The organism is Actinokineospora terrae (assembly GCF_900111175.1).
GTDB classification, from domain to species: domain Bacteria; phylum Actinomycetota; class Actinomycetes; order Mycobacteriales; family Pseudonocardiaceae; genus Actinokineospora; species Actinokineospora terrae.
On sequence record NZ_FOGI01000006.1, the window covers coordinates 1 to 22,432 of the forward strand.

General features: G+C 69.7%; 19 protein-coding genes, 4 tRNA genes and 2 pseudogenes. 10 read left to right on the top strand and 15 right to left on the bottom strand.

The window, feature by feature from the left end; all coding sequences use genetic code 11:
• Both BMY07_RS14000 and BMY07_RS14005 read right to left on the bottom strand, forming a co-directional pair.
• Nucleotides 1–656: pseudogene (locus tag BMY07_RS14000) on the bottom strand (hypothetical protein); the annotation flags it as partial.
• Between the two features lie 380 nt (nt 657–1,036).
• On the bottom strand, nt 1,037–1,459 hold the full coding sequence (locus BMY07_RS14005; RefSeq protein ID WP_177215576.1) for a VOC family protein: 423 nt from the start codon (nt 1,457–1,459) through the stop codon (nt 1,037–1,039).
• Between the two features lie 211 nt (nt 1,460–1,670).
• Here BMY07_RS14005 and BMY07_RS14010 point away from each other — a divergent pair, with 211 nt between their 5' ends.
• Nucleotides 1,671–2,141 carry a MarR family winged helix-turn-helix transcriptional regulator gene (locus BMY07_RS14010; RefSeq protein WP_177215577.1) on the top strand — a complete coding sequence of 157 codons (471 nt, stop codon included), beginning with the start codon at nt 1,671–1,673 and terminating at the stop codon, nt 2,139–2,141.
• A gap of 60 nt (nt 2,142–2,201) precedes the next feature.
• The gene (locus BMY07_RS14015) at nt 2,202–3,704 is read left to right on the top strand and encodes an MFS transporter (protein WP_092778412.1); all 1,503 of its coding nucleotides are present in this window, start codon (nt 2,202–2,204) and stop codon (nt 3,702–3,704) included.
• 159 nt (nt 3,705–3,863) lie between these two features.
• Here BMY07_RS14015 and BMY07_RS14020 read toward each other — a convergent pair whose 3' ends face one another.
• The gene (locus BMY07_RS14020; RefSeq protein ID WP_143073473.1) at nt 3,864–4,277 is read right to left on the bottom strand and encodes a chromosome partitioning protein; all 414 of its coding nucleotides are present in this window, start codon (nt 4,275–4,277) and stop codon (nt 3,864–3,866) included.
• A gap of 94 nt (nt 4,278–4,371) precedes the next feature.
• Between BMY07_RS14020 and BMY07_RS14025 the strand changes: the two genes are divergently transcribed.
• From BMY07_RS14025 to BMY07_RS14035, 3 genes are all read left to right on the top strand, one after another.
• Nucleotides 4,372–8,967, top strand: coding sequence for a P-loop domain-containing protein (locus BMY07_RS14025; RefSeq protein ID WP_092778416.1), 4,596 nt, complete (start codon nt 4,372–4,374; stop codon nt 8,965–8,967).
• A gap of 256 nt (nt 8,968–9,223) precedes the next feature.
• A complete protein-coding gene (locus tag BMY07_RS14030; RefSeq protein ID WP_143073474.1) occupies nt 9,224–10,390 on the top strand; it encodes an L-histidine N(alpha)-methyltransferase in 1,167 nt (388 codons plus the stop codon).
• A 6-nt stretch (nt 10,391–10,396) separates the two neighbouring features.
• Nucleotides 10,397–10,996, top strand: a complete 600-nt coding sequence (locus BMY07_RS14035) for a hypothetical protein (RefSeq protein WP_092778420.1) — start codon at nt 10,397–10,399, stop codon at nt 10,994–10,996.
• Here BMY07_RS14035 and BMY07_RS14040 read toward each other — a convergent pair.
• Nucleotides 10,989–11,534, bottom strand: coding sequence for an EamA family transporter (locus tag BMY07_RS14040; protein WP_092778422.1), 546 nt, complete (start codon nt 11,532–11,534; stop codon nt 10,989–10,991). The two genes, BMY07_RS14035 and BMY07_RS14040, sit on opposite strands and share 8 nt — an antisense overlap.
• Entirely contained in the window at nt 11,437–11,976 is a 540-nt protein-coding gene (locus BMY07_RS36180) for an EamA family transporter (protein ID WP_092778424.1), read from the bottom strand. Before BMY07_RS36180 ends, BMY07_RS14040 begins: the two co-directional genes overlap by 98 nt.
• Before the next feature lie 45 nt (nt 11,977–12,021).
• On the opposite strand from BMY07_RS36180, the gene BMY07_RS36185 reads away from it, so the two are divergent.
• Nucleotides 12,022–12,942 carry a LysR family transcriptional regulator gene (locus tag BMY07_RS36185; RefSeq protein WP_092778426.1) on the top strand — a complete coding sequence of 307 codons (921 nt, stop codon included), beginning with the start codon at nt 12,022–12,024 and terminating at the stop codon, nt 12,940–12,942.
• A gap of 76 nt (nt 12,943–13,018) precedes the next feature.
• On the opposite strand, the gene BMY07_RS14055 is transcribed toward BMY07_RS36185, so the two are convergent.
• The 4 genes from BMY07_RS14055 to BMY07_RS14070 all read right to left on the bottom strand — a co-directional run bounded on the left by BMY07_RS14055 (nt 13,019) and on the right by BMY07_RS14070 (nt 13,838).
• A tRNA-Val gene (locus BMY07_RS14055) sits at nt 13,019–13,093 on the bottom strand.
• Nucleotide 13,094: 1 nt separating this feature from the next.
• A tRNA-Cys gene (locus BMY07_RS14060) sits at nt 13,095–13,166 on the bottom strand.
• A gap of 57 nt (nt 13,167–13,223) precedes the next feature.
• Nucleotides 13,224–13,296: transfer RNA gene (locus BMY07_RS14065), tRNA-Gly, on the bottom strand.
• Nucleotides 13,297–13,412: 116 nt separating this feature from the next.
• Nucleotides 13,413–13,838, bottom strand: a complete 426-nt coding sequence (locus BMY07_RS14070) for an SsgA family sporulation/cell division regulator (protein ID WP_018687187.1) — start codon at nt 13,836–13,838, stop codon at nt 13,413–13,415.
• A 394-nt stretch (nt 13,839–14,232) separates the two neighbouring features.
• Between BMY07_RS14070 and BMY07_RS14075 the strand changes: the two genes are divergently transcribed.
• Both BMY07_RS14075 and BMY07_RS14080 read left to right on the top strand, forming a co-directional pair.
• Entirely contained in the window at nt 14,233–14,643 is a 411-nt protein-coding gene (locus BMY07_RS14075) for a TIGR02611 family protein (protein WP_092778428.1), read from the top strand.
• A 49-nt stretch (nt 14,644–14,692) separates the two neighbouring features.
• Nucleotides 14,693–14,764 (top strand) — tRNA-Val (locus BMY07_RS14080).
• A gap of 117 nt (nt 14,765–14,881) precedes the next feature.
• Here the strand turns inward: BMY07_RS14080 and BMY07_RS14085 are convergent.
• From BMY07_RS14085 to BMY07_RS14105, 6 genes and pseudogenes are all read right to left on the bottom strand, one after another.
• A complete protein-coding gene (locus BMY07_RS14085; protein WP_177215579.1) occupies nt 14,882–16,024 on the bottom strand; it encodes a tyrosine-type recombinase/integrase in 1,143 nt (380 codons plus the stop codon).
• A 94-nt stretch (nt 16,025–16,118) separates the two neighbouring features.
• The gene (locus BMY07_RS14090) at nt 16,119–16,409 is read right to left on the bottom strand and encodes a helix-turn-helix domain-containing protein (protein ID WP_092778432.1); all 291 of its coding nucleotides are present in this window, start codon (nt 16,407–16,409) and stop codon (nt 16,119–16,121) included.
• Between the two features lie 742 nt (nt 16,410–17,151).
• Nucleotides 17,152–17,376: a hypothetical protein gene (locus BMY07_RS35370; RefSeq protein ID WP_245782437.1), complete on the bottom strand. Its 225-nt coding sequence runs from the start codon at nt 17,374–17,376 to the stop codon at nt 17,152–17,154.
• A gap of 184 nt (nt 17,377–17,560) precedes the next feature.
• A pseudogene (locus BMY07_RS35375) lies at nt 17,561–17,938 on the bottom strand (DNA cytosine methyltransferase); the annotation flags it as partial.
• 164 nt (nt 17,939–18,102) lie between these two features.
• Nucleotides 18,103–19,191 carry a TRM11 family SAM-dependent methyltransferase gene (locus BMY07_RS14100; protein ID WP_245782381.1) on the bottom strand — a complete coding sequence of 363 codons (1,089 nt, stop codon included), beginning with the start codon at nt 19,189–19,191 and terminating at the stop codon, nt 18,103–18,105.
• A gap of 59 nt (nt 19,192–19,250) precedes the next feature.
• Nucleotides 19,251–20,315 (bottom strand): hypothetical protein, encoded by a 1,065-nt coding sequence (locus tag BMY07_RS14105; RefSeq protein ID WP_092778436.1) that lies wholly within the window; start codon nt 20,313–20,315, stop codon nt 19,251–19,253.
• Nucleotides 20,316–20,849: 534 nt separating this feature from the next.
• Here BMY07_RS14105 and BMY07_RS14110 point away from each other — a divergent pair.
• Nucleotides 20,850–21,872: a PqqD family protein gene (locus BMY07_RS14110; protein ID WP_092778438.1), complete on the top strand. Its 1,023-nt coding sequence runs from the start codon at nt 20,850–20,852 to the stop codon at nt 21,870–21,872.
• A complete protein-coding gene (locus BMY07_RS14115; protein WP_342741541.1) occupies nt 21,863–22,342 on the top strand; it encodes a pilin in 480 nt (159 codons plus the stop codon). Before BMY07_RS14110 ends, BMY07_RS14115 begins: the two co-directional genes overlap by 10 nt.
• The last annotated feature ends 90 nt before the right edge of the window (nt 22,343–22,432 follow it).

The following is a 22,432-nucleotide window of genomic DNA, read 5'->3' on the forward strand; positions in this document are numbered from 1 at the left end:
TTGTAGACCGCCAGGTACGCCTCGACCTCGTGCCTGCCGCCCGCCGAGGCACTGACCCTGGCCTGCTGCGGACCGAACACACCGCCGTCGAGGAACCGCTGGGGACCGAACGCGTAGAACAGCAGGGTCCCGAGCTGGTCGAGGCTCACCGGCTCCGCGCTGAAACGGCGATGCGTACGCCGGGAGGTGAAAACAGTCTCGACCGGCATGCGCAACGGCAACGGCGCCCGAGGCAGCATCACCACCCTCGCGCCGGGGTAGTCCTTGAACACCGGCGGCGGCGCACCATCAGCCGCGATCGCACTGGCCTCGGCATCGCGCTCAGGCGAATCGACCAGGTAGTTCGCGTCCCGCGCGTCGGTGTGGAACCGGTGCGCCACCGCGCCCCAGTACCGCCACAACGCCGGGGTCTCGGTCTCCTCGGTGACCAGGATCCCGAGGTCGACCATCTTGCGCAGCGCGGCGCCGGCCTGCGCGGCGGTGTCGGGCCCGAGGCCGTCGGTGAGCGCGTCGAGGTCGGTCCACTCGCCCGCCCGGTCGAGCAGCCCGAACAGCGCGGGCGGCACCCGCACCCAGTGGTGCCGGTCGGCCAGCCCGACCTGCAACCCCTCCGGCTGCCACCGGCACACCAACCCCTCCAGGCGCCGAACCTTCACCGCGAACTCCTCGGGTCTTCGGCGATCGCGCCGCACGGATCGTAAAATGGAGATCCGGCCGCGGGGCGCCACATACGCCCCGCGACCGGCCCTCGACTACCCGACTCAGGTGCCGGGGTGGTGGAGCAGCGTGGCCGCGTCCTCGACGATCTCGATGTCGTACATTGGTGACCCTCCCCTCAGTCAGCGTCACTGTTCGTGCGAACACAGCCATCACAACACCGTCCCGCACACCTGTAAAGCGATCGCCGGGCGTCCTTGCGCATTCCTTTAGTCGGCGGCGCTGACCTGCGTTTCTCGGCCATTGCCTTAGCAGAAGTCGATTCCCCGACCAATTGGTCAACCCCAATCTGCCGGACCCTTTTCCCGGCGCGGGCCGCTCACCCGGTCGCCTCGGCCAGCGCGACGAGGATGCCCGCGGGACCGCGCAGGTAGCAGAGGCGGTAGCTGTTCTCGTACTCCACCAGCTCACCGAGCAACTCGGCCCCGTGCGGCCGCAACCGCTCGACGACGTCCACGATGTCCTCGACGGCGAACATGACGCGGTGCGCGCCCAACACGTTCGCCGGGGCCCGCGAGTCCCCGATCAGAACCGGCGGCGAGTGGTACTTGGTCAACTCGATCCGCCCGTGCCCGTCCGGCATCCGCATCATCGCGATGTCCGACCGAACCCCCGCCAACCCGACCAACCGATCCACCGCGGCGCCCTCGACGGTTGCCTCGCCTTCGAGTTCCAACCCCAACTCGACGAAGAACGCCTTCGCGGCGGCCAGATCGTCGACAACGATGGCGATGTTGTCCATCCGCCGAATCCCATCACGCCCAGAGGTGTCGCCCACGGTCATCTCCATTCAGCAGTCATCCCGGCGACCAGTGTCCTCGTTGTCCTCGTCGGCAGGCGGGCGCGGGTGACACCGCGTCAGCTACTTCGCAGTCCGCCTGCACGGCGGGGAGGTGGCGTCTCTCACACAAGATAACTAACCTAGTTAGTGACTTAGCTAGTAAGCTGATGGCATGACACCCCCAGCAAGCACCGCGCCCGGCGTGGGCAACCCGGTCATGGAGCGGCTGCAAGAGGTGGGGGCGCTGACGCGGGTGATCGAGAAGGGGCTGGGCGGGGCCCTGGGGGTCAACGCCACCGGGCTGTCGGCGATGGAGCACCTCGCCAGTGATGGTCCGCTGACCGCGAAGGACATCGCCGACCGGCTGCGGGTGTCCACGGCGGCGAGCACGCACATCGTGGACCGGTTGGAGAAGGCCGGGCACGTCGTCCGCCGACCGCACGCCACCGACCGCCGCAAGGTGCTGGTCGAGCCGGTCCAGGAGTCGGTGACCCGGCTCTTCGACCACCTCAACCCGCTGCTGCGCGGTGTGGAGGGCCTGGTCGAGGCGCTGAGCGCCGGCGACCGTGACGTGGTGGCGAACTTCCTGAACGAGGTCGTGCGGATCTACACCGACACCGCCGACTCCCTGCCCCGGGACTGATCCCGGCTCGACGACCCCGCCCCGGGCGGGCGCTGATCATCCCAGGTCGGAGACGAAGACATGGCTGTGCAAGAGAAGAAGACGACCCGATCGATGTGGTGGCTGCTGGCCACCGTGCTGGTCGTCGAGCTGATGGACCTGCTGGACTCCACGATCGTCAACGTGGCCGGTCCGGCGCTGGAACGGTCCCTGGGGGCGAGCCCGGTCGGGCTGCAATGGGTGATCGGCGGTTACGCGCTGACGCTCGGCGCGGGCCTGGTCCTGGGCGGACGCCTGGGTGACCGCTACGGCCGCCGCCCGGTGTTCCTCAGTGGACTGATCGGCTTCGTCGCCGCGTCACTGCTGTGCGCGATCGCGCCGAACACCGGTCTGCTGATCACCTTCCGACTGGTGCAGGGCGTCGCCGGAGCGATGATGCTGCCCCAGGGGCTGGGCATCCTGCGCGACAACCTCACCCCGCGCGAGCTGACCAAGGCACTCGCCGTGTTCGGCCCCGTCCTCGGGCTCGGTGGCGTCCTGGGCCCGGTGCTGGGTGGCGCGCTCGTGGACTGGGACCTGTTCGGCCTCGGCTGGCGGCTGGTGTTCCTGGTCAACGTCCCGGTCGGCATCGCCGCGCTCGCACTGTCCTGGCGACTGGTGCCCCGCGACGAGCAGACCAGGACGTTGCGAGTGGACATCGTGGGCGCCGTCCTCGTCGCCGCCGCGTCCGCGCTGCTTGTCTTCCCGCTCAACGAAGGGCAATCCGCGGGGTGGCCACTGTGGACATGGCTGTCCCTCACCGCGGCGGCACTAGGCTACGTGGCGTTCGCACTCTGGCAGCGTCGTGTGGTTCGCCTCGACCGCACCCCGCTGGTCACGCCGAGCCTGTTCGGCAAGTCCGCGTTCACGGTCGGACTGGTCGCGGTCGCGCTGTTCTTCGGGGGCCTGATCGGCACCCAGCTGGTGCTGACGTTCTTCCTCCAGATCGGCCAGGGCTTCACCGCGGGACAAGCCGGCCTGGGCAACCTCCCCGTCGCCCTCGGCACGGCCGTTGGCGGCGGCATCAGCGGCGGCCTACTCGCCGCGAGACTCGGGCGCGCGGTGCTGCAGGCCGGTGCCGTGGTCCAGTTCGCAGGCATCGCCTGGCTGTGGCTCGCCCTCGCCGACGCAACCGACTTCACCATCTGGCGAATCGTCCCCGCCAGCGTCGTCACCGGCATTGGCGCTGGAATAGTCATCGCCGCCGTCTTCAACACCGTCCTCGGCGCCGTCGCCGACAACGAGGTCGGCTCCGCCTCCGGAGTCCTCACCGCGGTCCAGTCCATCGGCGGCTCAGTAGGCGTAGCCATCTTCACCACAGTCTTCTTCACCGGCGAAGCAACCCCCAGCTTCCGCAACGCCCTCATAGTCCAAGCAGTCATCATCGCCCTATTCCTCCTGATCTCCCCCCTCTTCCCCCACCGAGCCCGCCCCGAAACCCCAACCGTGGACGTGGACACACCAACCACGGCAACGAGCACCCCAGTGGAGTCCCGTAGTCACGACAGTTCGGCAACAGATCCAGCAAGTAGTTCTGCGAGATAGGCGCGCAGGTGGGCCAGGTCGTCCAAGTGGATCTCAACCAGCGGCCATCGTGCGGGACCTTGGGACAACAGGTCCACCGCACGAGCGGCGGCCGCCCGATCACCGCTGCTCCGCTCCGTTCACCAGCCACAGTGGACGGTCGACGCGATGTCGCATGTGTCAGCGTTCGGGGTTGTGGATCCAGATCGCGCCGCCCACATTGCCACCGACCTGGACGTTGGAGCCCTCGACGGTGCCGGACACGGACTGGCCCGCGCCGGACTGGACTTGCGGGGACGCCGCGCGTACCGCCTCCAGTAGTCGGGTGGCGAACTCCGGGTCTTGTTCCACGGCTTCCTCCAACGCGAGCCGCACGCGCGTGGTGGTGCGGTCGGTCACCGTTCCGGTGGTGGCCTCGGTTGCCAGGCGTTCCAAGGAGGGGTCGCCGTCGAGTTTGCTGCTGACGAGGGCACGAACTCGGTCGACGCCTGCGTCGAGGGTCTCGTCGATGATGCCGTCCGCGCGTTCGGCGACACGCCTTCCCTTGGCGATGGCCCAGGCGACCAGGAATCCGACCACTACTTCGAGACCCATCCAGCGTCCCCTTTCGCGCGCGACCTGCCTCAACCATAGCCGTACGCGTGGCAAGATGGTCACGATCGGTAGTGGCGAGGGGAGTGTCCGCGCGGTGGCTGACCTGCTCGACGACCAACAGTGGCGGCCGGACGACCACGTCCCGGATGAGCTCGACTCGCTCGACCCCGAGCCGGGGCAGTCGGTTGCCGGGTTCGTCGGCGGACACAACGTGCAGGTTCACGGGCCGGTGAACGCGCCCATCATCGTGGGGGCCAACTTCATCGCCAACCTGCCCGAGCTGCCCGCGCGCGACCCGCTTGCCACGCCGTTGTCGCTGGTCGGGCGCTCGCGGTATTGGGCGACGGTGCAGAAGGTCGCCAGTCGGTGTCCGAGCCCGGTGGGGCGGGAGGTCGAGTTCGCCCAGATCGCGGACTTTCTCATCGGCGAGCAGCCGTACATGTGGTGGATCGGTGAGCCGTTCTCCGGCAAGACCACGCTCGCGGCCGCGCTGGCGACTGACCCGCCTGCAAATGTGTTGGTCGCGGCCTTCTTCATCTCCCGGGCCGACGGCTCCCGGCTGCCCGAGTTCCGGGCCGCACTGGCCGACCAGTTGGCCGTGCTCGCGGGCAAGCCGCGCTCGTGGCAGACAACGCCACACGGGTTCGAGGTGGACGACCTCTGGCGGCTGGCAGCGGCGCGCGTCCGGGCCGCTGGGCACACGCTGCTGCTGGTCGTCGACGGTCTTGACGAGGACAGGAACGAGCGTGGGGTCAGTATCGCCTCCCAGTTGCCCGAGTCGTTCCCGGACGGCAGTCGGGTGCTGGTCACCAGTCGGAACTCGCCGGACGTGCTCGCCTCGGTGGGCGAGCGCCACCCGTTGCGCACCTCGTGCGTGTCGATGCGATTGCGGGCGACCGAGGGCTCGATCGAGTCCCGGGACGCCATGCTGCAGGAGTTGCGCCGGTCGCTGGATGACTCCGACCGTGATACCGCCCGGCTCAACCGATCCCTGCTGGGGCTCCTGGTCGCGGCGGACGGGCACCTCACCGCCGACGACCTGGTCGGACTCAGCCCAGTCGAGACGGACCGGTTCGAGGCGACCCAGACGCTGGAGCAGACGTTCGGTCGATTGGTGGAACCTCGCGACGAGTTCGGCGAGCGGCGCTATGTACTGGCGCACGACATCATTCGAGACCAGACGGTCGCCACCCTCGGCGACACAGTTCAGTCCGCACACCGCGAACGCGTTGGCGAATGGGCGGCGGGGTTCGCAGACAAGGGCTGGCCGGACTCGACACCGATGTACCTGCTCAACCACTACTCCCGGCTCCTCGCCGACGAGGGCGACGTCGACACGCTGCTGGCACTGCAGAACCCTGTGCGACACCGGTTGCAGTACGTCCGCTCCGGTGGCAACCAGCTCACCCTGCGCGACCTCGGAGAGACCGTCGATCTGGTGGCGGCGAGAGGAGCGGACTTCACCACGCTCCTGCGCTTGGCCCTGTGGGCCGACCACATCCGTCATGTCACAGCCAACCTGCCGCCGGAAGTCCCCGGCGTCTGGGCACTGCTCGGCCGCTTCGACAAGGCCGAACACCTGGCGCGCAGGCTCGGCACCGAGTCGGACCGCGTCCGCGCCTTCGCCGCCATCGCGACGGCGGCCGCCGACGCAGGCCAGGCGCACTACGCGCAGTCGCTGCTGGAGGACGCGGAGCTCGCCGCGGCAGGCATGGTGGAACCCGATCAGCGCATGGCGGCGTTCGTCGTCGTCGCCCAGGCCCTTGGTGCCACCCGGGACACCACCCGCGCGCGGTTGGTCCTTGACCAGGCGATGGCGCGCGACGAGCTCCTGCCGAGGACCGACCTGCGTGACGAGGGTCTGGTGGCGGTGGCCGTGGCCGCCGCGACCATCGGATACGCCGACCTCGCCGTCCAGGCCTTGGCGGACATGCGGGGCACACGGCACGGCGACGCGTGGAAGAAGGCCGCGGGCGCGGCCCTCGCGAGGGGCGACCTGGACGCGGCCGAACACATCGCGGCATCTCGGACGAAGAGCTCGGCGAAGCGGCTGATCTCATTGCTGCGGATCGCGGTGGCGACAGGCAACCGGGACGCCGCCGCCGGAATCGTCGACCGGGCAGGTGTGGGCCAGTCGGTCTCGCGCGAGGTTGCCGTCCTCGCGGCGCGAGCCGGAGTGCTCGACCGGGCCGAACAGCTGGCGCGTCCCGGCAACACCAACAGGACCAGCCTCAACACTCGCCGGGCCAGCGTCGTGAAGGCCGTAGCGGAAGGTGCTGTCCACCTCCGCATCGCTGACGCCGCCTTTGCCGCGGCCGAGCGCGAGTACGCCGTGCGTGCCCTGCGGATCGCGAGCTCCGTGCCGGGCAAGCTCCCCGCGTGGGCGATCCTCGCGGGAAGGGCGCTGGCTGCCTTCGACACTGGTGACGACACGCGCGGCGCCGATCTGCTCGGCAAGGCGACCAGCCTGGTCGCGATGACCGACAGCCTCGGCGAACAGATGGCGACACTGGCGGGAAACCTGCTTGTCGCCAACGACGACGGCGACGACGACCGCGTGTCGTCGATCCTGGCTGCCGCCGTGTCCGCGGCGCGGCGCAGCGTCGGCCACGTGCGGGACACCACCCTCGTGAAGATCGCCGTCATGGCCGCGACCATCGGGCTGCTCAGCGAGGCCGAGGAGATCGCGACCTCGATCACCGGACCAGAGGCCGAGAGCGCCGCCCGCGCCCGGGTCGCGGCCGTCTCGGACCTGGCCGTCGCCGAGCGGCTCACGCTGGCCATCCCCAATCCGCACGCGCGTACCGCGGCCCTGCACGACCTTGCGCTGGCGGCGGCCGCGGCTGGGGCGTTCGCCAAGGCCGAGGAGATCGCTCAGCGGATCCTGTTCGGACCACTGCGGCAAGTCACGCTGATGGCGGCGGCGGACCACGCTATCGCCGCCAACGCCCTCGACGCGGCAGAACGGCTGGTCACCTCGGGGAATGTCGTGCGCCCGTATCGACAGGCGACCGGGCTCGCGCAGATCGCGAGAGCCGCACACGCCGCCGAGGACATGACCCGCGCCGAACGGCTGCTGGCCCGCGCAGAGCAGCTCATCGGGGACACGCAACGCGCAGAACCGCTCGCCACGCCGCTGGCCCGCGTCGTCGCGGCCGCCGAGTCGGCGGGCTTGCACGCCGACTCCGAAGCCGTCGCCGCGCTGATGACCGATCCCGCCGCCCGGGGCCGGTCCATCGCGCAACTGGTCGACCAGACGACCCACGTCAGCGACCACGTGCGCAACCGGCGGTTGATGGAGGCCGCCGAACGCGCTGTCCCGGAAGTCACCGACCCGGCGTCGAAGGCCGCCCTGCTCACCCATCTCGCCGACGCCGCACTCCGGATCGCCGACGACGACCGGGTCGGATCCTTGACGGACAAGATCGTTCAGGTTGCCCGCGACGAGGTGACCGAGTTCCGGCAGCAGGTCCGGATGTATCTCACCGCCGCCCGGCTGGCCATCCGGGCGGGTGACCAGGCCAAGGCGTCCCGACTGGTGAACACCGCGCGCCAAGCGGCTCTGTCCGCGCCCAGCTCCGACCAGTCCCGGGCGCTCGCCTACGCGTGCAGGCAAGCCGTCGGCAACGGACAGTTCGACGAAGCCGAACGCCTGGCCAGGGCGATCCCGCGGGCGACGTGGTCGACCGCGATGCTGACGACCATCGCGATCGCCTCTTGGTGGGCGAAGGACCACCGGCGGGCCAAGGCGCTGATCAAGGATGCCGAGCAGGCGAGCACCAAGATCGCCAGTCGAACCGGTCGGGCCGTCGAGCTCGCCCGGGTGGCGCGGGCCGCTGCGCTTGCCCACGACCGCAGATCCGCCAAGCGGATGCTGCGGGAAGCGGAGCAGTTGACGGATGGTCTGCCCACCGTCGAGTCCCGGTTCGACAGCCTGCTCGGCGGAATCCAGGCCTACGCCGCACTGGGCGACACCGCGAGCGCCGGTCGGCTCACCGAGGCGGCGGTGGTCGCGGTGGACGCGATGCCCGACCGGCTGGTGGCCAACCGGCTCGCGGGCGAGCTCGTCAAGGCCGCCGCCCTCGCGGGCCGGATCGACGACGCCGAGCGGATCGCCCTGGCGATGGCGAAGCCGTACCCGAAGTACGCCTTGCTGACCGGCGTCGCGACCATGGTCGCCGACGACGGCGACCGGGACCGGGTCGAGCTCCTGTGCGCCGAGGCGGTGAAAGCGGCCGAGGCCATCGCCAACCGCAAAGCCCGCAACGGCGCCGTCTGCCAGGTTATCGGCAGCATCGCCCGGATGGGCCACTACCAGACTGCCGAAGCCGCGGCACGAGTCTGCAGCGCCCCTTCCCGGGCGCTCACCACGGTGGCGTGCGCACTCGCCCGGGACAAGCGCTTCGACGAGGCCGAACGCGTGCTCGAGACAATCCCCAACGCCCGACACCGCGCCGTCGTCCTGTCCGATATCGCCCGAGCAGCAGCGGCCGCGGCTGACCGCCCGCGCGCCGAACAGTCCCTTCTCCGCGCTTTCCGTGATGACGCCGAGACGGTGCCGGTGGACCTGATCATCACGCTGTACCCGGCAGCGGCCAAGACTCTCGTGTCCACTCTGTCCGAGATCCGCGACTACAGCATTCCCCGAATCTCGGTACCGTCCGACGGAAACTCACCGGCAGGCCGCTGATCGCCGACGAGCGCCATCCGAGGTCCGCGTTGAACCGCCGATTCGGAGCGCGCTGATGGCGGTAGAACGATCACCGACTTCGGGTCGCCGTGTGAGTTCGACTCCTGCGTGCCGCTAAGGGAGAAGCCTGCTCGACCTCGATCGGCGCCGAGGCCCCGTACAGGCAGGCGCGGGTCGACCGGGCCGCTGAACCACCGGATCTGGCGACCCGTGGTCGGTAAGCTACGCACAGCCAGCCAGCAGAGGAGGCCGACCGGTGACGGCGAGCGATGAGCGGATGGTCGGCGATCTCGCGAGGGCCATCGACGAGTCCGACTTCGCCTGGTCGCTGGTGCTGGTCGGTGAGGACCAGCGCGACAAGCTCGCCGCGCTGACCAGCGACCTGCGCGGGAAGCTGTCGACCACCGGCGACGGCAAGCAGATCACCTCCGGGTACGCCTACTGGGGCATCGGTCCGACGATCGCGTGGGCGCACGCCTGCACCGACCCGTTCTACCTGGTCATGAAGCAGAGCCTGGATTCGTTCACCCGCCGCTGGGGTCGGGTGCGCGGCAAGCTCGGCGACGGCTTCCACTACGTCAGCTTCGGTGTCGGCACCGGCCACAAGGACGGGCTGATCGTCGAGCACCTGCTCGGCCGCAACCCGGACATGGTCTACCTGCCGGTCGACATGAGCTCCGAGATGCTGCGCCTGGGCACCCAGGAGTCCACCCACCGGGTGCGGCTGCCGGGTCACCGGGTCGTGCCGGTGCAGGTGGACTTCGCCATCCCGCAGAACCTGACCGAGCTGCGTGGCCTGGTCCACCGGCTCGTCGGCGACGAGCCGGTGCTGTACTCCCTGCTGGGCAACACGCTGGCCAACTTCGACGACGACACCGGACTGCTCACCAACCTCGCCGCGCTGGCCCGACCGCAGGACCGGTTCCTGCTGGAGGTCGCCAGCACCGACGCGGTGTCCGACGAACTCGCCCAGGACGCGGTCGAGGAGTACTCGCGCAGCCGCGCCTACCGCGAGTTCGTCACCAGCGCGCTGCTGCACAACACCGACCTGACCATCAACACCGACGCCGTGCGCTTCCGCGGCGCGGTCGAGGGCGATCGCGCGCTGCGGGTCAAGGTGATCTACCAGAACCAGACCGGCGGCGACATCCAGATGATGCTGCCCGACCGCACCCGCGTGCCGTTCCCCGAAGGCGACACCATCCGGCTCTACCTGACCCGCAAGTACCTGCGCAAGGCGCAGGAGGAGATGGTCAGCGCGGCGGGGATGCGCAAGGTGACCGCCACGCACTCGGACTTCCCCGCGGCGCGCAGCGCGCAGGGGTTCGGCATGGACCTGCTCCTGCTCGCGCCGGGGGAGGCGCCCGCGCCGCCCGCCGAACCGGGGAAGCGGACCAGGGCCGACGAGATCTGGGAGAACTGACCCGGCATGACCCGGATCGTCATCACGGTCGTCACCTTCGGCGCGCTGGTGATCGCGCTGGGCCTCGGCGTGGTCTGGTTCGCGGTGTCCCCGGACGGGCAGCGCTGGGAGCCCGCGGTCAACACCCTCGCCCTGCTCGCGGGCATGACCGGCATCTTCGCCGAGCGGTGGGCGGCCCAGCGCGAACGCCGCAACCAGGCGCTGGAGTCCATCGAGGTCGAGCTGAACCGGAACCTGGAGACGCTGGCGGGCGAGGCGTTCAGCGCCGACGGCCCGGTCGGCAGGCGGCTGTACCCCCGGCTGATCCAGTCCGCTGTGGACTCCGCGTTCGCCTCCGGCGCGCTGAGCCCGCGCCGCGACGCCGAGCTGATCGACCTGCTGCACCGCTGGCGCAGCTCGGTCGGCTCGGTGAACCGGCGGCTGGAGCTGACCGAGACGCTGATGTTCACCAGCGCCTCGGCCGACGAGGTCGAGCAGTTCAACCGCGCCCTGCACAGCGCGGGCAGCTTCGTCCAGGGCGTGCGAACCCTGCTGGACGAGGTGCTGGCATACCTCGACTCCCTGCGCGGCGCGCCATCGAGGCGGATCCCCTCGCCGTTCAGGTAGTCCCCGCTCGATGATCGACAGCGCGTGGGGTGCTGGATCTCCGCAGTACTACCGACATCCCTTTGCTGGCAACGGTATCCCGGTCGACCCGAGCGCGGATGGTCACGAAGTACAGACCCGCGAGCAGGACCAGCGCGCCTGCCAACATGGGCAGGGTGACCACGTCGCCCTCGACCAGCCAGCCGGTGGGGATGCCGACGACCGGGATCAGCAGGGCGAACGGCACAACCTTGTGCGCCGGGTAGCGACCGAGCAGCATCGACCAGACGCCGAGCGCCAGGATGGTGGCGAACACGACGACGTACCCCAGGGCCAGCCAGGTGGTGATGTCCGCGTCGGCGATCGCCGTGATGCCGCGGTCGGCGCCCTCGGTCGCGATCGACAGCAGGAACAGCGGGACAGGCGGGATGAGGCACGACCAGATGGTGACGCGGAATCCGTCATCGGGTTGGGCCATCCGGGTGCAGACGTTGCCGACCGCCCAGCTTCCGGCCGCGGCGAGCACCAGCAGGAGCGACCAGCGGCACGGTGCCACCACGGTTGAACCCGACGATGACGAGCCCGATAACCGCGATCGACAGACCGAGAACCTGTCGCCTCGTCGGCCGTTCCCGCAGCACGGTGGCGGCGACGAGCAGCGTGAGCAGTACTTGGGCTTGAAGCACCAGCGACGAGGTCCCCGGGGGCATCCCAGCGGCCATACCGAGGAAGGGCAGGGCGTACTGGCCGGTGCCCGTGAACAGTCCCACCAGCACGAGGTACCGCCAGGCGACCTTCGGCCGGGGCACCACCAGGCAGCAGACCGCGACCAGCGCGAACCGCAGTGCTGCGAGGAGGACCGGCGGAAAGCCCTTCAGCGCGATCTCGATGACGGTGAAGTTGACGCCCCAGACTCCACGACGAAGGCAGCGAAAACAAGGTGGCGCAAGGGAAGTGCGCTGGCTCGGGTCACGCGTCCAGGAAAGCTCGCCGACTACCATGCAGTCCAGCGAGATCTTCTACGCGAATCCATTCAGGAGTGCTGCATGATCGACCCCCGGCATCTCCGGACCGTCCGCGCGCTCGGTGATCACGGAACCGTGATCGACACGGCGGCCGCGCTGCACCTCACCCCCTCCGCGGTGTCCCAGCAGTTGGCCTCGCTCGCCAGGAGCGCCGGTTGCGCCATCCTCGAACGGCACGGCAGACGGGTGGTGCTGACCGAAGCGGGAAAGGTCCTGCTCAACCACGCGGAAACGATCCTGGAACAGATCGAGCGAGCGCACACCGACCTGCGGCACTTCCAGCAGCGACAGGTTTCCCACCTGAGGATCTCCGCGTTCCCGACCGCGATCGCGGGCTTCGTCGCCGAGGCCGTGGCCCGACTCGGCGTGCGACTACCGGGCTGGCACGTCGAGATCGAGGAAGCCGAGACGGACGAGTCGCTGACCTTGCTGCTCGACCACGACGTGGACCTGGCGGTCGTCATGATCACGCCCAACCAGCCCGGGCTCGCCGACCACAGGATCGAACTGCTGCCACTGGCCGTCGAGAACTACTGCGCGGTTCTGCCTACCGGCCACCCGCTTGCCGGATCCGCTCCTATCCGACTCGCGGACCTGGCCGCTGAGAACTGGGTCCTCTCGCGGCACACCACGTCGTGCCGCGAGGTCGTGGCCAGTGCCTGCGCGATGGCCGGGTTCCAACCGCGCGTCAAACACCACGCAACCGATTTCGCAGCCGCGGTGGGAATCGTGGCAGCGGGGCTCGGCGTCACCGTGGTGCCGGAACTCGGTCTTCCGCCCATCCTGCCGGAGAGCGTTCGGATCCAGGCGATCGCGTCTCACACACCGAAGCGCCAGATCGCGGCCGCCATCCGACGGAACTCCGACCACGGCGAACTGGTGGAAATGCTGCGTTCCGCCGCTACCGATCGGTGTGATTCACGGGTCGAAGAGGCGGAGTGAGAATCCAGCCGACCCATTCAACACTGAAGCCCCGCCCCCCATGAAGGGGGACGGGACTTGTCACCAGTGTGAATACTGGTGGGCGATACTGGGATTGAACCAGTGACCCCTACCGTGTCAAGGTAGTGCTCTCCCACTGAGCTAATCGCCCGAGGCGGAGGCGGGAATCGAACCCGCGTACAGGGCTTTGCAGGCCCTTGCCTAAGCCACTCGGCCACTCCGCCGGATCCCGAAGGGTGTTGGCCCCCGGGGGGCCGGCGCAGAGGCCGAACCGCTTTCCGAGCGGACGACGGGATTCGAACCCGCGACCCTCACCTTGGCAAGGTGATGCGCTACCAGCTGCGCTACGTCCGCGCGCCACCGGTTGTCCAGCTGGGATTCTCGCCCCGGCCGGTTCTCCGTGGTGCGAGGAGAACTCTATAGGACGGCTGATCCCGGCTCCAAATCGGGGGTCCGTTCCCGGTGTTCGCTCAGGTCAGGTCGGTGGAGATCAAGTGCGTGAGGGCCTCGTCGACGTCGACCCAGAGGTGTTCGTTGCCGGGGACGACGACGTCGTAGGTGCGGTCGAGGAAGTCGGCGAGCTCCTGGGCGGAGGCCTCGAACACGGCGTGGCCGGACGGGGAGCTGAGCTCGATCACCACGACCTCGGGGTCGTCGACGGCGGGGCGGATGCGCACGTCACCGTCGCCTGCCTCGGCGATGAGGCCGTCGGCGAGCAGGTCGCGGGCGAAGACCCACTCGACCCAGCCCGCGCGGCCGGTGCGGAAGGCCGCGACCACGGCGTACGGATCACGCGTGTCGTAGCGCAGTTCGACCTTCACCGGGACCGCGGGGGTCCTCGGCGCGAGGAGGTCGAACACCGCGGTTGACCGCAGCGTGACGTGATCGTTTCGCATCGTCGCTACCCTTCTGCTCCCCTCCCAGCCAAACGACTGAGTCCCTTCCATGTGACGGCACCACGCCGGAGCCGGGACGTGGATCGCCTGAGCATCACCCGTCCGGTCCACCAACCTGTGCGTAGGGCCGTCGTACCACTGCTCAGCGTGACGAATCTGCCAGTGGCTTCTCCATACTGGCTGGTTTTCGGCCGCGCCGGTAGCGCCCTGAGCACGAATGTTCCTTCCCTGTTTTCCTCACCCGCGGCAATGCCGCGCTGACCTGCGACACTCCCCGCCGCTGTGGTGTGAGCCACCCCTTCACGCAGGTCACAGGTGGGTCAAGACGCTTGATCGTGCCGCTCGAACGGCCCAACGGCACAATGGTGGCAACGGCGAGGGGGATGGTGCGGACGTGACGGACGAGGCGCACGAGCAGGGTCGGTTCCGCCCCGATTGGGCAGACCGCAACGCCACGACCAGGACGGTGTGGCGGGTGGGGGTTGGACTGGTCGGTGGACTGGTCCTGGTCGCCGGGATCGTGATGATCCCCTACCCCGGCCCCGGCTGGCTCGTCGTCTTCGCAGGCCTGGCCATCCTCGCCGTCGAGTTCACCTGGGCCCACCGAGCCCTCACCTACGCCCGAGGCAAATACGACGCCTGGACCGACTGGCTCAAGCGCCAGCACCTGGCCGTCCGCCTGCTCGTCCTGGCCCTCACCGCCCTCATCGTGGTCACCACCATCTGGCTCCTCAACGGATTCGCCCTGGTCGGCGGCTGGTTCGGCATCCACTGGCCCTGGCTGGGGTCCCCCCTGTTCGCCTGACCAAGACCATCCTGTACTCTTTCCCCAGTCGATGCGGCCCAGCCGCACCGGGCGATTAGCTCAGCGGGAGAGCACTTCGTTCACACCGAAGGGGTCACTGGTTCGATCCCAGTATCGCCCACTGGTTATATTTGCAGGTCAGCGCCCTGCCAACGGATCACGTTGGTGGGGCGTTGATCGTTTCGGGGAGCACGTGGGGAGCAGCGTGATCTGACCCCAATACCCCATACCTAAGAGGTCAGGCTGCTTGCGTTGGTGCGGCGTGGTTTTCGGGCCGCTCCCAGGTCGCATCCTGCTCCCAGCGGTGATCCAAAGTGATCAACATGCGTTCGACCATGCGTTCTGTGACGTGGCTGTAGCCGTCGTCGGTGTCGCGGCGGCGGTGGCCGAGCCGGGCCAGTCGTAGGACGCGGGGGACGTCGTCCTCGATGAGCCAGGTCTGGTGGGTGTGGCGCAGGTCATGAAAGTGCATCCCTTCCAGCAGTGGCGCCCACCCCAGCTCGGCGTCTCCGGCCAGTGCGGGTAGCCAGAAGCGGCGCCGGAAGTTGGACCGGCGCCAGAGTCCGTCGTGGGTGCCGGTGAACACGAACCGCGCGTCGGGGTTGCGTTCGCGGTGGTCGCGGAGCAGCCGGACCAGGAACGGTGGCAGGTGCACGACCCGGACGCTGGCCGGGGTTTTGGGTGGTCCGAGTTCGAGGCGGCCGTTGATTTCGTGCAGGGCGCCGAAGTCGGGGTCGATCTCGATGCGGGGGTTGTCGTCGAGGTAGACCCGGATCCACTGGAGCCCGACCAGCTCGCCCCAGCGCATCCCGGTGTAGGCGGCGGTGATGGTCATCAGTCCGGCGTCCGGTCGCATCCGGCAGGCCAGGGCGTCGACCTCGTCGGTGGTCGCGGTGCCGCGTTCGGGCCGGTCGTTGAAGGTGATCTTCAGTTTCCGGCACGGGTTTGCGGCGATCAGCCCCTCGTCGACGGCTTCGCCGAGGATCATGGAGAACAGGACGAGGATGTCTTTGGCGGACTTGTGCGCCATGTTCGGCTTGAGCCGCTTGTTCACCCATCCCTTGGCCTCGATCCGCGCGATGGCGCCGAGCGCGGTGCCGGACCAGCGGGGCAGGATGTGGTTGCGGATGTGCGAGTCATAGGTGGACCACGTCACTGGCGAGACATCGTGCGCGGCCGACCACTGCCGGATCCACTCATCGAGCACCGTCTCCGCCAACCTGGGATCGGTGAACTTCCGGCGGCGTTGGTCGGACTCCACGTCCGCGGCGCGGTCCTCGGCCGCGTCGAGGGATGCGAATCCGTTCTCGGAGTAGACGGTTCCGTCGTCGAGTCTGTACCGAACCCGGAAACCGTCTTTGCGTTCTTCTACCCATGCCATGAATTGGCCGCCTTCAACAAAGAGAGAGGTGGATGTGGCCGTGCCCGGAATTGGGCACGGCCACATCCACGCTCCATGGGCGGAAAAGAGCAATCTAAATGTGTTCACCCTGGGTTCGAGTGCCTCGACGGCCGCCCGGTCGTGATCGGGTCGGACGAGTCGGTGTTCCGGGCCCGGTGGCCGGTCGGGCGGCGTCGGCGGCGATCCGCTCCAGGTCCGCGCGGGAGAACCGCAGGTGTTTGCCCAGGGCGGTGGAGGGCACCCGACGCTGCCCGGCGCGGCGGCGGAGCCAGGACTCCTTCACCTGCAACAGGTCGGCGGCCTGTGCCGGGGTGAACAGCAGCGGCCCGGCTTCCTCGACCCGGGTATCCAATGACGACTCCATCGCGACATCCGAGTACAGGGGCGGTGAACCCGTCTCGGATCGCCGAGTCGTGTCGGGGTACGGACGGTTGGGTGGTTCGTGTTCAGACATGGCGGTTCTCCTTCACGCACAGCGCGAGGCGGCATATGCGCGGAACTGGTTTGTTCGAGTGGTGTGTGGGCGAAGTCGCGGCGCCCGACTGGTGCACGGTGGCGGGGACTCGTGTCGCGCCGCCACCGCGCCGCGGCGGTCCCGTGGGTGTTCCCGCCTGGTCCCGTAGTTCAGGCCGTTGTGTCGCGCGTGGGGCCGCCTGAAGCGGGCCGCGTGGCGGGTCGTTGTCGCGGGGGTCCGGTGGCCCGCGAGAGCTGGGTATGCGCACGGACACCCGGGCCGGTCCGGCGTCGGCCGGTGGACGTAGTCGCGCGGTGTGGAGGCGTGCCGCGTTCGGGATCTGCGTGCAGCAACGGGGCGAGGTCGTTAAGTAGCAGACTGACCGCGTGGGCGGCTTGGTGGGGAACGACGCCGTTGCCCAGCGCGCGTAGCTGCGCGGTGCGGGGCAGCGGGAGGTCGGTGACCCAGCCCTCGGGCAGGCCCATGAGGTGCTCGACGAACCTGGGTGCGAGGACCGGCCTGCCGTGGTTGCCGGGTTGGGTGGGGTGCGGTGTGGGGCGGCCGAGTATCCGTTCCCATCGCCGGATCGCCGGGCCGTAGACGCCCCAGTCCACCGAACCCCGCGTCCCGGCGGTCGAACCGGATGGTGGGTTCAGGTGGCCGGGTCGGTTGGGGTGGTGAGGTGGATGATCGCCGAGGGCAGCATCAGGTCGCCCTTGGAGCCGCGTTGGGCCGGGCAGCCCTTGGTCCCGTCCGTGGCTCGAGGTGTCGGCAGCAGCCGCGCCTGGTCGGACAGCGTGGGGCCGCCGGTCTGGGTGCGGTGGGTGCAACTCTTCGCGTCCGAGGCGGTCGGGGTCGGCAGCAGCCGCACCGCCATCGCACACGGGCTCCCCATCTCGTTGCTCTCCCGCGCACGTTGATGCTCGCCCCGCCGCGACCAGGTCGAGGAGTCCCCGCCGCCCTGGGGAGTGACCGCCGCCGGAGTCGGCAGCGCCGTCTCTGTGGTCGCGGCGCCAGGCGAGCACGAACACCCGCTCCCGACGGTGGCTGGCGCCGATGTCGGAGGCGCGGACGCTACGCCAGAACGCGTCATACCCCGCTTCGGCCAGGTCGCCGAGTACACGGTGGAGACCTCCGCCGCGCCAGCGAAGCGCGGCGACGTTCTCCACGACGACGAGCGGGGGTCGTAGTACGCGAATACCCGCCATGATGTGGAACCAGAGACCACTGCGTACTCCGTTCTCGATGCCCGCGCGTTTCCCGGCGGCGGAGATGTCCTGACACGGGAACCCGACCGCGAGCATGTCCACCGGCTCCACGACAGACCAGTCGACCGACCGCAGATCACCAAGATTGGGCACTCCCGGCATCCGCGCGGCGAGGATCCGGGCGACGTGCGGGTCGGGATCGGTGACCCAGGCGACCCTGCCGCCGAACATGGCCAGCACACCCAGATCCAGGCCACCAGCGCCGGTGCACAACGACCCGAGAACGGGACCCGACTCACCACCCACCCGGGTACTCGGCCGGGGCACGGCGGGTGGGGGCGCCAGTGCGCAGGCCGGGATCGTCCGGGGTTCGCGGGGGTGGTTCAGGCCGGTCGTCACGCCCGCTCCGACTCGGTGCCGGTCGACGCCTCGATGGCCGATCCCGGCCGTGTCGGAGCGCTGTCGGTCACCTCCGTCTCGGGGGCGTCGGTGGTCGTGGTGAGGGCGGTGCGGAAAACGAGCACATCCTCGTGGGCGATCAGGTGCAGCGGCAGTCCCGCCTCGCGCTGCTTGCGGATGAAGTCCCGTTGGAAGAACGAACCGCGCGCGACGAAGTCGGTCTCGGCGGCGCGGGCCAGCAACGCCACGTTGCGCTCGACCGGGATGAGTCCGGCGGCCAAGCCGCAGGCGAGGATCTGGGTGGGCAGGTCGATGAGTTCGGAGTGCTCGCGCCACGGCCGGATGGTGATGGCGATGTGCCCGCCGGGCTTAAGGAACGTGCGCAGTCCGAACAGGACGCGGGTGAACCCGGCCAGCAGGCGGTGGTGACCGACGTTGGCGAGGTTGCCGCGGTCGAGGGTGTTGCCGTAGAGGTGGTGATACTTCTGCACCCCCTCGCCAGGGGCGACCGAGACCTGCCCGTGGGTCGAGGGCCCGTAAGGCGGGGAGGTCACCACCAGCGCCGCTTGTCCGACGTACTCGGGCGGCAGCAGCGTGACCAGTTGGCGGGCGTCGCCCTGGAAGACCCGCGCGTCGTGGGCGTGGCCGTCGTTCCGCGCGACTTCGAGATTCGCTTTCGCAACCTCCACCCAGTGGGGCTCGTACTCCACACCGACAGCGCGGCGGCCGAGGCGGACGGCTTCGACCAACGTGGTGCCGATGCCGCACATCGGGTCGAGGACCAGGTCGCCGGGCTGGGTGTAGTGGGCGATGGCGTGGGCGGCGACCGAGGGCAGCATCTTGGCCGGGTGCGCGGTCGAGGCGGGCACGTACTTGTTCTTGCGTTGCGTGAGCGGGGACGCCTGCGCGGTGGTCCACACCGACACCGCCCTCTCCGTTGCCCCTCCGGCTCGCGGAGAGTCGTCGGTGCCCGCGGCGGAGGTGTCGAGGGCGGCGATGAGGGCACGCGAGATCGGTTGAGTCGGTTCGTCATCGGAGCCGGTGAGGATGCCCTGGAACGGTGGGTCGGCAGGGTTGTGGGTCATGGGCGGGGTCTCCTGATGGCGCGGTCCTGGGCGAGTGGGGTCGGCGTCGGACGTGGTCATCAGGCGGCACTCCGGTCCCTCGACGTGGTGCTCGTCGGGAGTGGTGTCGGGGTTCGGTGCTCGTGTGGCTGGGCGAAGACCAACAGGTCGGAGTGAACGCGCGCGTGCGGCGACGGCAGGCCGCGGACTCGAGCGCGGTGCCCCTCGTCCGCCCCGCCACCGGCGTCCTGTCGTCCGTCGTGGGTGGGGTCGGGATGGAGGAAGTGGCCGTCGCGGATGGGGGCGTGCAGGGCGACGATGTGCTGCAGGTAGAGCAGGTCGGCGGTCTGCCCGGCGGCCACAACCTCGCCGGTCGGGTCGGTCAGCCGTCCGCTGCTCCAGTCGCAGTGGGTGAGCACGACGAAGACGCCGCCGACGCGCAGCAGGCGTGCCGCGACCAGTGCGGCGACGTCGGCGAGCGGAACGCCCAGACGCCCCGGCGTGAGGTGGGCGACGACGAGGTCCGCGGTGGCGAGGGCCGTGTCGGGACCGTCCGGTGAGACCACCTCGGGCGGCGGTGGGACGGTCGCGGAGGTGGTGTCGGAGTCGGTGACGAGGTCGGCCCAGAACGGGCGCGACGCGCCGCCGGACAACGAGCTGGCGAGCGGTAGCCGCTCGATCCAGGGAGCGCGTTCGAGGCGTTCGACTGCGGCGCGAGCCTCGGCCAGCCCGGGCTCCGGGGCGGTGTCGGGGGCGTGGTCGACGACCCCGCCGGGCCCGATCCACGCGGGCCGCGGGTGCCGGGCTTGGACGGGTTCGGCCAGGAGCACGACGCGCGCGCCGGGGTCGCTGAACGAGGTCACGATCCGCTCCACAAGCGCGACCGGCCACCCGGTGTCGAGCGGGATCGGCGCGGCCCCGGCGGACCACACGGTCGCCGGAGTCGGCGCCGAGGGCGCGGCGTCCGAGCGCGTACGGGCGGTGGCCGAGGCGGGCTTGGCGGGGCTGACCCGGGTGGTGCCGGGAGCGGTGGGCCACGGGCGGCGGTCCCCGCCCCGGCGCCCGCCGGGCCGGTTGTCGGCGGGGCGGGCGGCGTCCGCGCGACGGCGCGGGGCGCGGCGGTCGGGGTGCTCGGATGAGGTCACGGGTCTCCCTTCGGGAGGGTGGGGTGCGCCCGCCGAGGCGTGGCGCTTGAGGACACCCCTTAACTCCGGAAAACAGCACCTGCGGGGACATCGATCCGCGAACTTTTTCTCCGACTTTTCGACCTCGACTTCCGGTGAACAAGGCTCGCGCCCACGCGTACGCGAGAACAGGTATCCCGCGCCGATAAACGTGCGCTTTCAGCGCGCGGAAGATCTTGCTCCGGGTGATCGTCCACGTCTGTTGCCGAGAGTGGTCGTGTTGTCACAGCTATTGCCGGAGTGGTACGAAACTGGTACCGCCGCGCGGATGCCCAGCTAGACCGACACGAATGGCCGCCGTCGTCGATCTTGCCGTTGGGATCGCGTGATCCACACGCGCCCGCGTGGGCGATCTTGTGTCGCGTGTGGACGATCTTGGTAATACCTTGGTACTAGAGCGGTATGGGTTTCGTACCAGTTCGGTAAGAGGTTCGTACCACCTGGGGTGGCGTCCTGGGCGGGTCGTTGTTCCGACTCGCTTCAGGAGCGGTTCCCATGGCTTCTCCTCATTCCCTTCCGCGCTCGGGTTTCGAGCGCGATCAGAACGCTGTGGACGCGGCGCGTGCGGCGTTCGAGTGGTTGGTCACCGGGCCCCACCCGGTCTCCATCGATGGCCGTCTGTTCCCGGGGTTCCCGGCGCGGCGGGTGCCGCTGGACGAGGTGTGCGACTGGCTGTTGCGGCGCCGGTGCCCGCAGACGCTGCGGGACGCGGTGTGGGCGCACCTGGTGCTGCTCTCGCGCACCGAGGGCGGCACCTGGACCGTCGGCGCGGTCGGTGTCGCGCTACCCGCCCTGACCTCCATCTGCGCGAGGTTGGCGGCGCGGTTCGCCGGTGACCCGAGCGACATCCACGCCGCCGTGCTGGCCGGGTTCGTCGCCGAACTCGCCACTGTCGACCTGCGTCGTCCGCGCATCATGAACCGGCTGCGGTGGGCCGCCTACCGCGCCGGCCACGCGTGCGTCCGGGAGGCGTTGGACGCGCCGCTGCCCGCAGGCAACGGGTACCGGTCCATGGCGCCATCGCCGCCGTCCGGGCACCCGGACTTCGTCCTCGCCGACGCGGTCGCCGCGGGCGTCATCACCGCCGCCGAGGCCGAGCTCATCGGCTCGACCCGCTTCGAGGAAGTGTCCCTCGCCGACGCCGCGGCGCTGCGCGACCTGTCCCGCCAAGCGGTGAAGAAGGCACGCAGGAGGGCCGAGTTCCGTCTCGTCGACTACCTGCTCGCCGACACCCACGACTCCCAGACCACACAGGACACCACCCCCACCTCGGCGCCCCGGACCGCCGAAGGCACCAGCCCCTCCGACGCGACCGACCGCCCGAGGGCAACCGGCGCACCGTCACGCACAGCCACCACGGGCCGGGGAAAACGGGCGAAGAAAGTTCAAGATCGCGTGTCCCCGAAAGGCACTTTCTCCGGAGTTGAGAGGCGCGGGAGAAGACACACCCCCGCGGATCCCCCGCCCCAGCCTCAGCCGCTGTCGGGCACGACTCCGGGAGCGTCGCGATGCGCCTGAACCCCACTCACCCTTCCCTGTCGCACGGCCGAGCCCTCGACCACGAGACCGCAGTCGACCGTCCCGACACGACACCCACCACCACGCCGACGGTTCCTTGGCGGTGCCCGAGCGACACCGTGCCCACCGGCCGTCGGCGCCCGTGCCGTCGGGGCCTCGTGGTCCTCGGGCTGGTCGCGTCAGCCGTGCTCGCGACCGTCACACCCGCGCACGCGGACACCGTGGTGTTGGCGATCGCGGGCAGTGTCGACGAGGTCCTGACCAACATCCGCAACTGGTTGATGGGCATCCTCGCGTTACTGGCGACGGTGTTCCTCACCATCGGCGGCGTCCGCCGCGTGTTCGGCGGGGGCGACCCGGGCGAGCAGGAGAAGTCCAAAGAGGCGTTCAAGGCCGCCGGGATCGGCTACGCGTTGGCCGCTCTGGCCCCGCTGGTCGTGACGGTGCTCAAGGGCATCGTCGGGGGCTGAGCCGATGACCACCCCCACCACGCCGTCTCACACCACGACAACCACCACACGAGACGGATCGATAGGCGCCTCGGATCGGCCCATGCTCGC

Coding starts and splice junctions, on each gene's coding strand:
- BMY07_RS14005 (WP_177215576.1), bottom strand. CDS start 1,459: ATGGACAACATCGCCATCGTTGTCGACGATCTGGCCGCCGCGAAGGCG.
- BMY07_RS14010 (WP_177215577.1), top strand. CDS start 1,671: ATGACACCCCCAGCAAGCACCGCGCCCGGCGTGGGCAACCCGGTCATG.
- BMY07_RS14015 (WP_092778412.1), top strand. CDS start 2,202: ATGGCTGTGCAAGAGAAGAAGACGACCCGATCGATGTGGTGGCTGCTG.
- BMY07_RS14020 (WP_143073473.1), bottom strand. CDS start 4,277: ATGGGTCTCGAAGTAGTGGTCGGATTCCTGGTCGCCTGGGCCATCGCC.
- BMY07_RS14035 (WP_092778420.1), top strand. CDS start 10,397: ATGACCCGGATCGTCATCACGGTCGTCACCTTCGGCGCGCTGGTGATC.
- BMY07_RS36180 (WP_092778424.1), bottom strand. CDS start 11,976: ATGGTAGTCGGCGAGCTTTCCTGGACGCGTGACCCGAGCCAGCGCACT.
- BMY07_RS36185 (WP_092778426.1), top strand. CDS start 12,022: ATGATCGACCCCCGGCATCTCCGGACCGTCCGCGCGCTCGGTGATCAC.
- BMY07_RS14070 (WP_018687187.1), bottom strand. CDS start 13,838: ATGCGAAACGATCACGTCACGCTGCGGTCAACCGCGGTGTTCGACCTC.
- BMY07_RS14085 (WP_177215579.1), bottom strand. CDS start 16,024: ATGGCATGGGTAGAAGAACGCAAAGACGGTTTCCGGGTTCGGTACAGA.
- BMY07_RS14090 (WP_092778432.1), bottom strand. CDS start 16,409: ATGGAGTCGTCATTGGATACCCGGGTCGAGGAAGCCGGGCCGCTGCTG.
- BMY07_RS35370 (WP_245782437.1), bottom strand. CDS start 17,376: ATGGCGGTGCGGCTGCTGCCGACCCCGACCGCCTCGGACGCGAAGAGT.
- BMY07_RS14100 (WP_245782381.1), bottom strand. CDS start 19,191: ATGACCCACAACCCTGCCGACCCACCGTTCCAGGGCATCCTCACCGGC.
- BMY07_RS14110 (WP_092778438.1), top strand. CDS start 20,850: ATGGCTTCTCCTCATTCCCTTCCGCGCTCGGGTTTCGAGCGCGATCAG.
- BMY07_RS14115 (WP_342741541.1), top strand. CDS start 21,863: ATGCGCCTGAACCCCACTCACCCTTCCCTGTCGCACGGCCGAGCCCTC.